This is a genomic window from Nocardia sp. bgisy134, from assembly GCF_965341865.1.
In the GTDB taxonomy this organism is placed as follows: Bacteria; Actinomycetota; Actinomycetes; order Mycobacteriales; family Mycobacteriaceae; genus Nocardia.
Map to the genome: position 1 here is coordinate 562458 of NZ_CBDQZP010000001.1, position 14218 is coordinate 576675.

The 14218-nt window shown below is 67.6% G+C and carries 13 protein-coding genes and 1 pseudogene; 8 read left to right on the forward strand and 6 right to left on the reverse strand.

From position 1 onward, the window contains the following. Positions 1-114 precede the first annotated feature (114 nt). Positions 115-534, forward strand: coding sequence for a nuclear transport factor 2 family protein (locus ACRWNM_RS02455; RefSeq protein WP_431962978.1), 420 nt, complete (start codon positions 115-117; stop codon positions 532-534). A gap of 100 nt (positions 535-634) precedes the next feature. Further along, positions 635-2167, forward strand: a complete 1533-nt coding sequence (locus ACRWNM_RS02460; RefSeq protein WP_431962980.1) for an HD domain-containing phosphohydrolase — start codon at positions 635-637, stop codon at positions 2165-2167. A 330-nt stretch (positions 2168-2497) separates the two neighbouring features. On the opposite strand, the pseudogene ACRWNM_RS02465 reads toward ACRWNM_RS02460, so the two are convergent. The 3 genes and pseudogenes from ACRWNM_RS02465 to ACRWNM_RS02475 all read right to left on the reverse strand — a co-directional run. Beyond that, positions 2498-3919, reverse strand: a pseudogene (locus ACRWNM_RS02465) (BTAD domain-containing putative transcriptional regulator); the annotation flags it as partial. Between the two features lie 20 nt (positions 3920-3939). After that, entirely contained in the window at positions 3940-5763 is a 1824-nt protein-coding gene (locus ACRWNM_RS02470) for a flavin-containing monooxygenase (RefSeq protein ID WP_431962982.1), read from the reverse strand. 52 nt (positions 5764-5815) lie between these two features. Further along, positions 5816-6304 (reverse strand): acyl-CoA thioesterase, encoded by a 489-nt coding sequence (locus ACRWNM_RS02475; protein ID WP_431962984.1) that lies wholly within the window; start codon positions 6302-6304, stop codon positions 5816-5818. Between the two features lie 101 nt (positions 6305-6405). On the opposite strand from ACRWNM_RS02475, the gene ACRWNM_RS02480 reads away from it, so the two are divergent. The 4 genes from ACRWNM_RS02480 to ACRWNM_RS02495 all read left to right on the forward strand — a co-directional run bounded on the left by ACRWNM_RS02480 (position 6406) and on the right by ACRWNM_RS02495 (position 8752). Beyond that, entirely contained in the window at positions 6406-6642 is a 237-nt protein-coding gene (locus tag ACRWNM_RS02480) for a hypothetical protein (protein ID WP_431962986.1), read from the forward strand. Between the two features lie 131 nt (positions 6643-6773). After that, the gene (locus ACRWNM_RS02485) at positions 6774-7220 is read left to right on the forward strand and encodes an ester cyclase (RefSeq protein WP_431962988.1); all 447 of its coding nucleotides are present in this window, start codon (positions 6774-6776) and stop codon (positions 7218-7220) included. 3 nt (positions 7221-7223) lie between these two features. Continuing rightward, on the forward strand, positions 7224-8153 hold the full coding sequence (locus ACRWNM_RS02490) for an NADP-dependent oxidoreductase (protein WP_431962990.1): 930 nt from the start codon (positions 7224-7226) through the stop codon (positions 8151-8153). Between the two features lie 176 nt (positions 8154-8329). Beyond that, positions 8330-8752, forward strand: coding sequence for a PaaI family thioesterase (locus ACRWNM_RS02495; RefSeq protein ID WP_431962992.1), 423 nt, complete (start codon positions 8330-8332; stop codon positions 8750-8752). A gap of 149 nt (positions 8753-8901) precedes the next feature. Here the strand turns inward: ACRWNM_RS02495 and ACRWNM_RS02500 are convergent, their stop codons facing one another. Next, entirely contained in the window at positions 8902-9786 is an 885-nt protein-coding gene (locus ACRWNM_RS02500; protein WP_431962994.1) for a LysR family transcriptional regulator ArgP, read from the reverse strand. Between the two features lie 74 nt (positions 9787-9860). Here ACRWNM_RS02500 and ACRWNM_RS02505 point away from each other — a divergent pair, with 74 nt between their 5' ends. Continuing rightward, entirely contained in the window at positions 9861-10484 is a 624-nt protein-coding gene (locus ACRWNM_RS02505) for a LysE/ArgO family amino acid transporter (RefSeq protein WP_431962996.1), read from the forward strand. Positions 10485-10838: 354 nt separating this feature from the next. Here the strand turns inward: ACRWNM_RS02505 and ACRWNM_RS02510 are convergent, their stop codons facing one another. Next, positions 10839-11579, reverse strand: coding sequence for a glucose 1-dehydrogenase (locus tag ACRWNM_RS02510; RefSeq protein ID WP_431962998.1), 741 nt, complete (start codon positions 11577-11579; stop codon positions 10839-10841). A gap of 186 nt (positions 11580-11765) precedes the next feature. On the opposite strand from ACRWNM_RS02510, the gene ACRWNM_RS02515 reads away from it, so the two are divergent. Continuing rightward, positions 11766-12659, forward strand: a complete 894-nt coding sequence (locus ACRWNM_RS02515) for an alpha/beta fold hydrolase (protein ID WP_431963000.1) — start codon at positions 11766-11768, stop codon at positions 12657-12659. Between the two features lie 63 nt (positions 12660-12722). Here ACRWNM_RS02515 and ACRWNM_RS02520 read toward each other — a convergent pair whose 3' ends face one another. Beyond that, complete coding sequence (locus ACRWNM_RS02520; RefSeq protein ID WP_431963002.1) at positions 12723-14120, reverse strand: WS/DGAT/MGAT family O-acyltransferase; 1398 nt, start codon at positions 14118-14120, stop codon at positions 12723-12725. Between the last annotated feature and the right edge of the window lie 98 nt (positions 14121-14218).

A 14218-nucleotide genomic window follows, 5' to 3' on the forward strand; every position in this document is an offset into this window, starting at 1 on the left:
GCCAGGGGGTGCGGACCCCTGGCTGCGGAGATCTCGTAGGTCGTTCGGCCGATGCGTGCCGGGGGCGGATGTCGAGAGGATGGGCGCCGGTATCCGAAAAGAAAGGTGAACATCATGAGCGGCAGTCGGATCACGGAACTGCGGGAGACGGCCAATGAGGCCGTGGTGGCCGGAATGTACCTCGATCTCGCCGAGGGGAACGGCGAGGCTCTGCTGGCGACGCTGAGCCCGCAGATCAGGTGGACCGTCACCGCTGGTCTGCCCTACGGCGGCACCTACGTCGGCCCCGATGCGGTGGCGAGCAATGTGTTCGCCCGATTCACCACCGAGTGGGTGGACTTCGCGGTGATCCCGGACGAACTGTTCGGTGTGCGGGATGTGGTGCTCGCGCTCGGCCACTACGTCGGGCAGCGCCGGGAGACGGGTAAGGCGATGCGCGCCCGGTTCGTGCACGTGTGGCGGATGGAGGGCCGGGTACCGGTGGAGTTCGAGACGATCGCGGATACGCACACTATGGTCGCCGCGATGTCGTGACCCCGCGCTGGTGCGATGACCAGACCGGTCCCGGGTCGGGGCCGGTCTGCCCTGTGGCCGAGGTCTGCCGCAAGGGTCACGCGATGTTAGTGTCGGGCTGATGCGATCGGTACGAATAGCGGAAATGCTTGCGGCGCTGTCGCTCACGACCGATCTCGCGGCGGGTGTGCCGTTCGAGAAGGGGCTGCGCACGTGTGTGGTCGCCACGGCATTCGCGGAGTCCTTGCTCGGCGCCGATCCGGTGACCCTTCGGGTGGTATTCGAGACCGCGCTGTTGCGCTCGATCGGCTGTACGTCGTTCGCGCCGGAGCTGGCGGCGATCTTCGGTGACGATGTCGCGTTCCAGGCGGCGCTGAAAACCCTGGATCCCGGTGACGAGGCGATGTTCGCCGCGCAGCTGCGCGACTTCGGCCACTGGGCCGGAGCCGATGCACCGCGGCTCGCGCGGACTCTTGTCGAAGTGCTCCCGACGGTCGGTGTCGAGGCGATGCGCAACGGGTGCGAGGCCGGCCGGGCACTCGGCGGCGGGCTCGGCCTGCGGTCGGATTCGATCCGTGCCCTCGACGATGTGTACGAGCGCTGGGACGGCCGCGGTATTCCGGACGGTCGTGCGGGCGAGGATCTTTCGCTGGCCACGCGGGTGATCCACCTCGCCGAGCAGGCGGTACTCGCCCATGCGGTGGGTGGACTGACCGGCGCGGTGTCCGAGATCCGGCGCCGGGGCGGCCGGCATCTCGATCCGCATCTGGTCGAGGTGTTCTGCGCCGATCCGGGTGCGGCGTTGGCCCCGCTGGAGCACCCGGACGCGATCGCGGCCGTGCTCGCGGTGGAACCGGTACCGCACATCACAGTCGCGTCCGACGCGCTGCCGCGGCTGTGTGCGGTGCTGGCCCGGCTGGTGGATCTGAAGAGCCAGTGGTTGCTCGGCCACAGCGAGCATGTCGCCGCCTTGGCGGCGGGTGCGGGCAAGCTTGCCGGTCTGGATGCGGCCGCGGTCGTCGAATTGCGGTGCGCCGCTCTGCTGCACGATCTCGGCCGGGTCGGCGTGCCGAGCAGCATCTGGGATCGGCCCGGTCCGCTGGGGATCGCCGAGATGGAACGGGTCCGGATGCACACCTACTGGACGCAGCGGGTGCTCGATCGGGTGCCCGCGCTGGCGCATCTCGCGCCGATCGCGTCCGCCCATCACGAGCGGGCCGACGGCACCGGCTACCACCGCGGCGATTCGTCCACGCAGTTGCCGTTGGCCGCCCGCATCCTGGCCGCCGCCGACACCTTCGCCGCGCTCACCGAACCCCGTGCGCACCGTGCGGCGTTCGATCCGCAGGCCGCGGCCGAGCTGCTGATGAAAGAGGCCGACGACGGCACGCTCGACCGGCAGTCCTGCGCGCTGGTCATCGAGGCCGCGGGCCAGCCCCGGCCGCGTCAGGGGCTGCCCGCAGGCCTGACCGAACGGGAAGTGGAGGTGCTCTGTTTGGCCGCCCGCGGCCTACGCAACCGGGAAATCGCTGAGCGGCTGCGGATTTCGGACCGGACGGTGGGCCACCACCTTGCGCACATCTACAACAAGACCGGACGGCGAACCCGGGCCGGTGTCGCGGTCTTCGCCATGGAGCACGGCCTGTTGCCTTAGCTCCGCGCGTGCGAAGCTGCGCAGCAGCTCGTGAAATCGGTAGTGGCCATGTCTGATCGGCTCCAGCATGCCGTGGTCGACCAGGTCCTCGCACAATCGTTCGGCCGCACGGTGATCGCGCTCCAGCGCACCCGCGATCACCGGCAGTGTGAGTACCGAGGTGTCGACCCGGGCGAGCAGTCGGAATGCCTGTGCCGCTTCGGAATCCAGCCGTGCATACCCCGATCGGAAGGCCGACTCCACGGTGATGCCGCCGAATTCGAATGCGTCGGGCCCCGCCCGCCGGGCGGTGATCCGATCGGCCGCCGAGCGGAGGGTCCATTCGGGCCGCATGGCGATCCGGCCTCCGGCGAGCCGGATCGCCAGCGGCAGATGCCCGCACAGGTGTACGAGGTCTCGAGCGGCCCGGGGCTCGGCGGCGACGCGGTCGTGTCCCACGATCCGGCCGAGCAGCGTCACACCGGCGACCATATCGAGCACGGCGAGACGCCGGGATCGGATACCAGGCAGGACGATCGGGCGGCGACCGGTGATCAGGACGGCGCTACCCGGGCCGCCCGGTAGCAGGGGCGCTACCTGCTCGGCGTCGTACGCGTCGTCCAGCACGACCAGCATTCGGCGACCGTCGATCATCGACCGCCACAGGGCGCCGCGTTGATTCGACTCCGGCGGGATGCCGGTATCGGGTACGCCGAGCGCGCGCAGGAACGCGGCGAGCGCATCGCCCGGCTGGACCGGATCGGGACGGCTGCCCCGCAGGTCGAAGTGGAACTGGCCGTCGGGATAACGATCACGGACGCGGTGCGAGATGTGCACGGCCAAAGCCGACTTGCCGACTCCGGGCATGCCCGTCACACTGGCCACGACCACCGTGCCGGAGGGGGTGAGATCAATTTCCAGTGCTGCCGCTTCGCCGGTGCGGCCGGTGAAATCGGCAGTGTCCGTCGGCAATTGGGCTGGCAACCGCTGCACTACCGGCGCGTCCCTCGTGCTCGCGGCCGGTAGCGTCACCTTGCTCTCGGTGAGGATCCGTCGATGCAGTTCGGTCAGCGCCGGTCCCGGTTCGAGGCCGAGATCGTCGACGAGACGCTGCCTGGTGTGCTGGTAGACGGTCAGTGCCTCGGCACGTCGGCCCGCGTAGTGAAGCGCGGTCATCTGCAGCGCGCAGAGCCGCTCGCAGTGCGGATCGGACGCCCGGAGCGATTCGGCCTCGGCAATGGCGCGGTCATGATCGCGGAGTGCGAGGGCGATATCGATCGACTGCTCCCGCAGTGCCCGGTGCAGCCTGCGTAGCCGGGATCGCTGGCTCTCCGCCCACGGCCCGGGTACTCCCGTCAGTGGGTCGCCGCGCCACAGTCCTAACGCCGCATCGACTTCCGCCTTCGCCTCGGTGAATCTACCAGCGGTGCAGGCAGACTCGGCGGCATCGCGATGCCTCTCCGCGATCGCCGCATCGGTGCCGACGGGAATGGCCAGGTGATATCCACCCGGCACCGACGCCACAATATCGGTGGAGTCGGTGCGGACGGCGAGGTGCCGCCGCACCGACCACACGAGGTTGCGGACCGCGCCGATCGCCGAATCCGGACTGTTCGCGCCCCAGATCCCGTCGATCAGCTCGGTGATCGATACGGTTCGTCCGGACATCGCGATCATTGCCAGTAGTGCCTGATTCTTCGGCTGGGAAATCGCGATCACGGTCGAACCGGCACACGCCTCGACCGGTCCCAGTACCGATACTTGCCACCGCATCCTGTCAGTGCTCCTGTCGGTCAGGTTCGGTGATGGACCTGCTGCAGCCCGTACACCGGGGTGGGAATGTTCGCGTAGTGCGCGGCGAGCTGCACTGCGAGATATCGCGAGTAGAAGCGCGTTTGGTGCAGGTTGCCTCCATGGAACCAGAGTCCATCCTGCGCGGTGGGCTTCCACATATTGCGCAGCTCGCCTTCCCAGGGGCCGGGGTCCTTGGTCGTGCCCGAACCGTAGCCCCAGCATCTGCCGACGGTCTCGCCCGTCCCCGGGCCGATGAGGTCGGCGACCCAATGGTGCATCGGTGCGTAGCCGGTGGCGTAGACGACGAGATCGGCGAGTAGCGCGGTGCCGTCACCGAGGACGACGGCGTCCTCGGTGAGTTCACGCACCTCCCCGTGGGCGAGTCGGATGTCGCCGTTGGCGATCAGTTCCGAGGCGCCGGTGTCGATATAGTAGCCGGACCCGCCACGCAGATACTTCATGAACAGCCCGGAATCGTCGTCACCCCAATCCAATTGGAATCCGGCCCGCTTCAGCCGGGCATAGAACTCGGCATCGCGTTCCCGGATGGCGGAGTAGATCGGAACCTGGAGGCTCGGCAGCAGTCGATAGGGAAGCGAGGCGAAGATCAAGTCCGCCTTCTCGGTGGTGATCCCGTTCGCGACGGCCTGTTCGGAGTACAGCTCGCCGAGCGCGAGCTCCATGGCCGACTCCGATCTCACGACATGCGTCGAGGAGCGCTGCACCATGGTGACCCGGGCCCCGGCCTCCCACAGTGCGGCGCCGATGTCGTGGGCGGAGTTGCCCGAGCCGATCACCACCGCGCGCTTGCCCGCGTAGGCGTCCGGTCCGGGGTGGCGGCTCGAATGCTGTTGCTCGCCGCGAAACCGATTCGCACCAGGAATATTCGGCACATTCGGCTTGCCGGACATGCCGGTGGCCAGCACCAGGTGTCGCGGTGTGAGTACCAGCGATTCCCCGTCGCGCCGCACGTGCACGCCCCATTGCCGATGCTGTTCGTCATAGGAGGCGCGTACGCAGGTGGTCTTCGACCAGTACGGCACCTCCATGACGCGGGTGTAGAACTCCAGCCAGTCGGCGAGTTTGTCCTTCGGGGTGAATACCGGCCAGTTGTCGGGGAACGGCAGATAGGGCAGGTGGTCGTACCACACCGGATCGTGCAGGGCCAGTGACTTGTAGCGGGCGCGCCATCGATCGCCTGGGCGGTCGTTCTCGTCGATGACGAGGGCGGGCACGCCCAGCTGACGCAGCCGCGCGCCGAGCACGATACCGGCCTGCCCGCCGCCGACCACCACCACATAGGGCTGGCGGCTGCGGCCGAGTTCCAGGTCCTCCTGTTCGCGATCTTCGGCGCCGATCCGGTGTCGAATCGCCTCGTGCGTTACACCTTTCGGCCGCTGCGCGCCGACCGGCTCTGGGCGGCCGTGAAGTTCGTGCAATGTCGTGAGTAATGTGAAGGCCCCGGCGTCGGTGAGGCGGAGCAGTCCGATCCCGCTGCCGACGGCGGTGTCGAATCCGATCGACGCCGTGATCACGCCTTCGGATTCGGTTGCCGCATCGGTCGTGTGGAAGCCGCGCGGGCGGATGTCGGCGACCTGGGTCCGCACCATATCGGCGATTTCGACACGGCCCTCGAGCGTCTTGATGTTCCAGGTGAATGCCACCAGATCGCGCCAGAGGCCATCGACGGTGAACATCGCGGCCGCGGTGTGCGCGTCGCCTGCGGCGAGCGCCGATTCGAAATCGCGGAGCCAGGCGTCGGCCCGCTGCCGCGGTCCGGTGTCCGCCGCGGGAGCGGGATTCGGTTCGGTCGTGCGAGTCATGTATTCTCCAGTACGGCTAGCATTGTTCTGCTGCGGCACAGCGGATTTCGCCTCACCGGTCGTTGGTCTCGGAAGCGGCGGGCTGCTCCGCGATCGGTGAACGCTCGAAGAGCGAATCGGCCAGCTCGCGAGTCGCATCGGCCCACGGCGCCGAACGCAGCGAGGCGAGATCGATGTTCACCTCGGTGCGCGTGCCTTCGGCGTGCACGGTGTGCCCGTCGGTGGAAGCCACCTGGAAATCGAAGACCATGCTGCTCTTGCCCAGGTGCTTCAGCCAGAACCGAACCGCAACCCGCCCGACACCGCGAACGGGACTGCGGTACCTGATCGTCTGCTCCAACACGACATGTACGACATCGGGATGTGTTGGTACCCCGTCGACGATGGAGTATCCCGCGCGTGCCCACACCGCGACCAGTGCCCGCTCGATCAGCAGCGCATACCGGCCGTTGTGCAGGTTCCCCATGAAGTCGAGATCGTCCAGATGTACCTCGGCGGGCTCGATGCACCCCACGCCGACCGTCGCAGCAGCGCTGACCATGAATTCTCCTTCCATCGACGGGGTGATCCCCGACCTCGTGTGCCCAAGATGATCTAGAAGGCGCTGTCTCGGCCGCATCGGCCGAACGACCTATGGGTTCGGTGGATGTGATCGACTGCGCGATCTCCACCGTCGCTCGGTGCCGCCATGCCAACCAGGTGGTGTTCTCCCGTGGGGCGGGATCCCCGGTCTGCCAACGCGATTCCCTGGCTGCCGCCGCGGGCGATCAGATCCGCAACGAAAGCTGCCGCAGCCGAATCAGTTTCGCCCTGCTGAGGGCGAATGTCGCGGCTGCCGAATGGCGCGTGACCGAAGAGAATCTGGCCGGTTTGCCCTGACGGTGGGGCTGCCGACCCCGGTGCAGGCGCCACCTGGATGCCGTTTCTCGAGCCGACGACACTCAGAGGAGTTCGAACCGGGGTATCGGCGAAAGTCGCGATCCCGGCTACCAATGATGAACGGAGACAACATGATGGCCAGCCCGCCGGATGAACTGCTGGCAACCTTCTATCGGGCCTTCAGCGGCGAGGTGGATCTGCTCGACACCGTTCTGACGCCCGGCTGGGAGGATATTCCGCTCGCACCCGGGCAGGCGCCGGGGCGCGACGGGATCAAACCCCTCATCGCGGCATTCTCCCAGGCCTTTGCGGAGGTGAAGGTCGTCATCCACGCCATCGTCGACGGGCGTGACGACAACGGCGACGGGCTCGTCGGTGTCCGGGGCGAGATCTGCGGCACGCATCGCGGCGAATGGTTCGGCGTCCCGGGATCCGGACGGGAAGCCCACATCCCTATCCACGAATTCCACGAGATCGCTGCGGGGCGCATCGCCCGGACCTGGCACCTCGAGGACTGGTTCGGCTGGGTCCAGCAGGTCGGCGCGTGGCCGGCCGAGAAGGAAAAGGAAGAAGCGTAGGTCATGAAGGCAGTACAGATTCGAGCTTATGGCGGGCAGGCCGAGGCGGTGGACATCGACGATCCGGCGGTCGGACCGCGCGAGGTTCTCCTCCGCGTATCGGGTGTCGCACTGAATCCGCTCGACCTGAAGATCGCCTCGGGCGCCGTGCAAGGATTCTTCCCGGTGCAGTTCCCGTACACGCTGGGCACCGATGTGTCGGGGACCATCGCCGAGGTGGGCGCCGAGGTCGCCGGATGGTCGGTGGGGGATCGGGTGGTCGCCAGGCTCGATCCCACCCGGGGCGGCGCCGCCGCCGAATTCACTACGGTTCCGGCCGACCAACTGGCCAAGGCTCCCGCGTCGGTATCCCTTCCGCTTTCGGCGGGCATTGTGACCGCCGCGGGTACCGCGTGGCAGGCACTCACCGAGGTGGCGAGCCTGCGGACGGGCCAGACCGTGCTCGTGCACGGCGGGGCGGGCGGTGTCGGCAGCTTCGCGGTTCAGTTCGCCCGGGATATCGGTGCCCGCGTGATCGCCACTGCGTCGGGTGCCGGTGTCGATATCGCACTGAAACTCGGGGCGCACGAGGTTGTCGACTACAAGGTTGCCGATTTCACCGAGTCGATCTCCGGGGTGGACGTCGTGCTGGATACCGTGGGCGGCGAGAACGAAGCACGATCGCTCGAGGCGCTGCGACCCGGTGGATTGCTTGTGGCGCTGCCGGTACCGCCCGACGTCGAACGCGCCGAAGCGCTTGGCCTGCGTGCGGAGTTCGTTTTCCATACTTCGGCTGCGGGACGTCTCGCGGCGGTGGTGCGGAAGATCGATGACGGCGCCCATATCCTGCTCGACCGCATGCTGCCGCTCACCGCGACACCGGATGCGATGAACCACCTGCACGACGGCAAGGCGGCGGGCAAGGTCATCCTGGTGGCCGACAAGATCGTCTGAGTGGACGCGGCTACCAGGCGACCGTCGCGCAGCCGCCGCGTTCGAGCGCCGAAAGACACAGGTTTGCGTGCACCACAGCGGTGGGTACTGTCTCGATCGGTGATCGCGCAACCAAGGGGGAACACATGGTCATGGCGAATACTTTGCGGAAGTTGTCGGCCGGGCAGTTTCGGCTGATGACGAACGCGTACCCGGTCTTCCTGATGGGCGGTATCCGCATCGAGCACGTGGCCGATGATTGGTCCAGTATCACCGTGCGGCACAAGGTGAGCGGCTGGAACAAGAACCACGCCGGCGTGGCGTTCGGCGGCATCTTGTCCATGATGACCGACCCGTTCTTCGGTCTGATGGCCCTGTGGCAGCTGGGTGACGGACACTGGGTCTGGAATACCACGGCCACAACGGAATTCGTCCGCCCCGGCCGCGGGTTGGTGCGCGTGACGATGCAGATGCCCCCCGAGGACATGGCGATGATCCGTCGAAACCTGGAGTCGGACGGTGTCTCCCGTACCAACCACTCCGCCGAGCTCGTCGGTCCCGACGGCGAACTCGTCGCCCGCACGAGCCAGGAACTGTACGTGCGCAAGCGCTCTCGATGACGCCGTGGCGCGCACTCGATGAGCGGCGCCGCTGATATCTCAGCACTCGGTACAACCTGCCGATAGCTCAGTTCGACGCGCCGGAAAGCTCTGCCCTCGACGACCCAGCACTGCGCGCCCGCCCCTCAGCACGCACATACCCGACCGGCTCACCGCAACGCCGCGGCGGCCGCCTCTGCGATCGCCCCGGCGACCGCGCTCAACGCGGGCGAATGCAACTTCCACTGCTGCCAGTACAGCGGCACGTCGATGTACGAATCCTCGTCTATCGGAACCAAACTCGTCGGTGAGTCGTCGGCGGTCTGTAGATCTGGCAGCATGCCCCAGCCCAGGCCGAGGCGGACTGCCGTGCCGAAGGCGGTGGACGAGGGGACATAGTGGCGGGGCGGGTCGATCGGCTGGCGGGTGCGGCGGCGGAGGTGGCGATCTTGGAGGTCGTCCTTGCGGTCGAACAGGACGACGGGTGCGGCGGCGTAGGCCTTGGCGGTGGGCCCGTCGGCGAACCAGGTGCGGGCGAACGCCGGGCTGGCCATCGGGCGATATCGCATGGCGCCGAGCTTGTCGACCTTGCAGCCCTGCACCGGCTTCGCGGTGGCGGTGATGGCCGCCATGACGGTGCCGTCGCGCAGCAGCGCGGTGGTGTGCTCCTCGTCTTCGCGATGGATCTCGAAGCACACGCCGGGCGGCGCCTCGCTGAGAGCGGGCATGACCCAGGTCTCCAGGGAGTCGGCGTTGACCGCGATGGGTAGGCGGATCGGGCGGTCGACCGGGTGGTCGGCGTCGCCGAGTTCGCGGGCGGTGTCGCCGGTGAGCAGGTCGATCTGGCGGGCGAGGCGCAGCACGGCGAGCCCGGATTCGGTGGCGCGCACCGGTTTCGTGCGTTGCAGCAGAATGCGACCCGCGGCGTCTTCGAGCGCCTTGATGCGCTGGCTGACCGCCGATGGTGTGACGCGGAGACTGCGGGCGGCGGCCTCGAAGGTCCCTTCGGTGACCGCCGCGTTGAGCGCCCTGAGCTGGTCGAGCTGCAGATCCATGTTGAGAAAGTCTAATGATGCTTCAGAATCTTTAGCTTGTCTGGTTGGATGGCGCGGACTTAGCGTCGATGAACGTGACGGTTTCCTCGGCGGGCTTCGCCGCACTCTCCGGTCTGGGCTTCGGGCTGTCGCTGATCGTCGCGATCGGCGCGCAGAACGCCTTTGTGCTGCGTCAAGGCGTGCGCGGTCAGCACGTCGCCGCGGTGGTCGCGGTGTGCGCACTGTCGGACATCGTGCTGATCGCCGCGGGCATCGCCGGTTTCGGGGCCCTGGTGGAATCGCTGCCCTCGGTGGTGACCGCGGTGCGCTACGCGGGTGCGGCGTTCCTCATCGGCTACGGCGCGCTCGCCGCGCGGCGCGTGCTGTCCGGCGGCTCGCTCACCCCCGACGGTGCGGGCGCGTCGGTGGCGCTCGGCGCGACCGTCCTCACCTGCCTGGCGCTGACCTGGCTGAATCCGCACGTCTACCTGGACACGGTCCTGCTGCTCGGCTCCTTCGCCAACACCTACGCACCGCCCGACCGCTGGTTCCTCGGCGCGGGCGCGATGCTCGCCAGCATCCTGTGGTTCGTCACACTCGGCTTCGGCGCCCGCCTCCTGGGACCGCTGTTCACCCGCCCGACGGCTTGGCGAGTACTGGATTCGGCGATCGCGCTGGTGATGTTCGCCCTAGCTACGGGACTGCTGCTCTCCAGCTGAGGTGCGTGGGAAGCGCGACAGGACAGGAGATCTCGTGACTACCTCCGGGTGCGGGCCGTTGGCGGTTGCCGTCGCTGGGTGACTGCGGTGCGTGGCCGCCAACGAATCCTGCTCGAGATCATCGCCCCCGCTGAGGCGTAACTGTCCCGGGTGTGGGTCGCCGGGGCCGCTGGCGGATGCGGCCGAGGGGTGATTGCCGGTGTGTGCCCGGTGCCCGGTGCCACGTCGTCGCGTGCCGCCCGAGGGCGCCGCATTAGGTGACGGCCGGTATGACCGCTGCCGAGGTGCCAACGGGCGACAACGGGAGCGCGGCCACCCGACCGGTCCCGCTGAGGACCCGACCAGGCGCTTCGACTAGAACGTCTTGTGCGGAACCCCCACCGTCAACCCCCCATCGATGACGAACTCGGCCCCCGTCGAATACGACGATTCATCACTCGCCAGATACGTCACCAAATTCGACACCTCCTCCGGATCCGCCGCCCGCCCCAGTGGGATCTGGAGGAAATCCGCCGGAATGCCCTCGGTCATCGGCGTGCTGATCAAGCCTGGATGCACCGAGTTCACCCGAATCCCGTGCTGCGCCAACTCCAGCGCGGTCGATTTCGTCAGACCCCGGACGGCGAACTTGGTCGCGGTGTAACCGTGCAGGCCGGGGCTGCCGCGCATGCCCTCCACGGAGGAGATGTTGACGATGGAGCCGCCGCCCGCCTCGATCATCGCGGGAGTCGCCGCCTGCATGCCGAGGAAGGTGCCGGTCAGGTTGATGTCGATAATGCGCTGCCATTCCTCCAGCGCGAAGTCCACCAGCAGGTTCCCGTTGACGATCCCGGCATTGTTCACCAGGACGTTCAGCGCGCCGAACCGCTGCACGGCTTCGGCGGCGGAGGCCTGCCAGTCCGCCTTCTCCCGGACGTCGAGGTGCACATAGACGGCGTAGTCGCCGAGTTCCTCGGCCAGCGCCTTGCCCTCGTCGTCGAGGACGTCTCCGAGCACGACGCGCGCGTCCTCGGCCACGAACTTCTTGGCGTGCGCGGCGCCCATGCCGCGGGCTCCACCGCTGATCAAGGCCACCTTGCCGGTCAGCCGCCCCATTGCGGTACCTCCGTCCGTCGCGGAAAAGCGTCGGCGGTAGCCGACGTGAACACGTTACATAACATCCGCATAGTTCAGCGGGTCCGCGAGGCGAAGAATCCGCCGCGCAGCACAGACCGGTCCGTAACGCTGTGGCATCATCGAATGGAACGTGTTCCAGTATTGTCGCCCGGAGGAGGTCCGAGGATGGCGAATCCCGACCGGATCCGACGGTGGATCCGCCGCGCGGGCGTTCCCGACATCGCCGAGGTGCCCGGCGGCCGCGTGGTCGAGTTGGCGGGCAGGGGACGCACCTACGTGGTCGACATGCCGGGGCCAGAGGGCGCGCCGACCGTGATCCTGCTGCACGGCACCGCGAGCACCGCCTACCTCACCTGGTTTCCCGCGCTGGCTGCGCTAGCCGAGCGCTACCGGGTGATCCTGTTCGACCAGCGCTGGCACGGGCGCGGCATCAAGTCCCCGCACTTCTCGGTGCGCGACTGCGCCGACGACGTGCTGGCGGTCGCCGACGCCATGAACGTCGAGCGGCCCCTCTGCGCAGGCTATTCGCTCGGCGGCGTGGTCGCGTTGACGGCGGCCCACCGTCATCCGGACCGCGTGGGCGGGCTGGTGCTGTGCGCGACGCCGTATCGATTCCGGGAGAAGTGGCGCGAGCGGGCGTTCCATCAGGTGTTCGGCGCTTTCGCCGATGCCATCGGCCCGTATTCGCTGCGGCGCCTCGACGCATTCGCGAGCAGGTTGTCCGAACTGCCGGAACATACCTGGCCGCCAGGCGGTTTCGAGCGCTGGGCGCTGGAGGAATTCCGCAGCACGAGCGGCTGGGCGCTGGCTCAGGTGATCGCGGAGGTGGGACGGTTCGACGCGTCGGCCTGGCTCGGCGCGATTTCGGCGCCGACGGCGGTGGTCATCACGACCCGCGACCGGGCGATTCCGGTGTATCGGCAGCTGGAGATGGCGACGATGATTCCCGGCGCGACCATTCACCTGGCCGGGACGGGACATACGGGCTGTGTCTTCGGCGCGGAGCGTTTCGTTCCCGCGCTGCTCGACGGCTGCGCTGCCGTTGCCGCGCGGCAGTGACCCGGCGAAAATCGCTGCGGGAGACCCTGTTCGGCGTCGGTGGCGAACAGGGCGGCATGGGGATTACTCCACTTCGCGTGCCGCGGTGCGCAATTCGTCGATGATGCCCGGCACCGCATCGGCCATCGTGGCGAGATCGGGCACGAGCTCCTTGCAGGCGATGAATCCGATGTCGAGATCGCCGTTGTTGGACAGCACCGTGACGGTGAGCCCTGCCCCGTGGAAGACCGGCCCGAACGGATACATCGCGTCCACCTTGATGCCCAAGAAGTACAGCGGCATCGGCGGGCCCGGCACGTTCGAGACCACGAGGTTGTGCACCACCGGATGATGTTCGGCCAGCTTCAGCGACGAGTACACCCGCGCGGCGAGCTGGAAGGTGTTGGGCGGGGCGTACTTCGACCAATCCTGCAGGAAGTCGGCGCCGATCAGATCGTGTTCGTCCTTGGCGTTCCGATTCGCCGCGGCCACCGCGCGCAGCCGCTCGACCGGGTCGGCGATGTCGGTGCCGAGCTCGGAGAAGAGCGAGGAGACTTTGTTGATTCCCTCGGTGTGCCGCGAGGATTCGTGCACCGAGACCGGCACCGAGGCGATGAGCGAGCGATCGGGCAGCTCGTCGTGCTTGTCCAGATAGGCGCGCAGCACGCCGCCGACGACGGTCAGCACAACGTCGTTGACCTTCACGTCGAAGGCGGTCTTGATCTCCTTGATGTCGGCCAGATCCGCTTCGGCGAAGGCCACCGCGCGGTGCGGGGTGATCGCCTTGTTGAACGGGGTGCGCGGCGCGGTGAGCGGAATCGCCATGCCCGCCTGGTTGTTTCGCCGCCGCTGCGCGAAACCGGCGAGCATGCCGACGGTCTTGGGCACCATGCCGACGATGCCCATCTTGCCCGGCAGTCGAACAGCCGCCTCCGCGAACAGCTTCAAGTCGTTCGGCGCGGACTCGGGCCGCCATTCCTCCGTCGGCTCCGGTCGGGTCACGCCCGGTTCCATGTCGCACAGGTGCATCATCATGTTCGTGCCGGTGATGCCGTCCACGGCGGCGTGGTGGTACTTGCAGATCACCGCGACCTTGTCGCCGTCGACGCCTTCGACCACGTTCATCTGCCACAGCGGCCGGTCGCGGTCCATCGGCCTGCTGGCGATGTCGCCGACCAGTTCGGCCAGCTCGCTCCTGCCGCCCGGACTCGGGATGCCGATGCGCCGGATGTGGTAGTCGAGATCGAAGTCGGGGTCCTCCACCCAGACCGGATGGTCCAGGTTGAACGGCACTTCGTGTAGTCGCCGCCGCATCTGCGGGATCAGGGGTACTCGGCGGCCCAGCTCGGCCTTGAAGGAGTCGAAGGAGTAGCGCGCGCCGTCGGCCGCCGGGTCCAGGATGAGCAGCGCGCAGACGTGTAGATGCTGGGTCCCGGTCTCGAGATAGAGGAAACTGGCATCCAATCCGGTCAATCGTTCCATAGCCGAAGCCTACTAGAACGTGTTCTAATTTCGGGCTCGATTGACGCTCCCTATGTGTGTTACCGCTAGTTCCATATACGTGTATGATCGTTGCTACA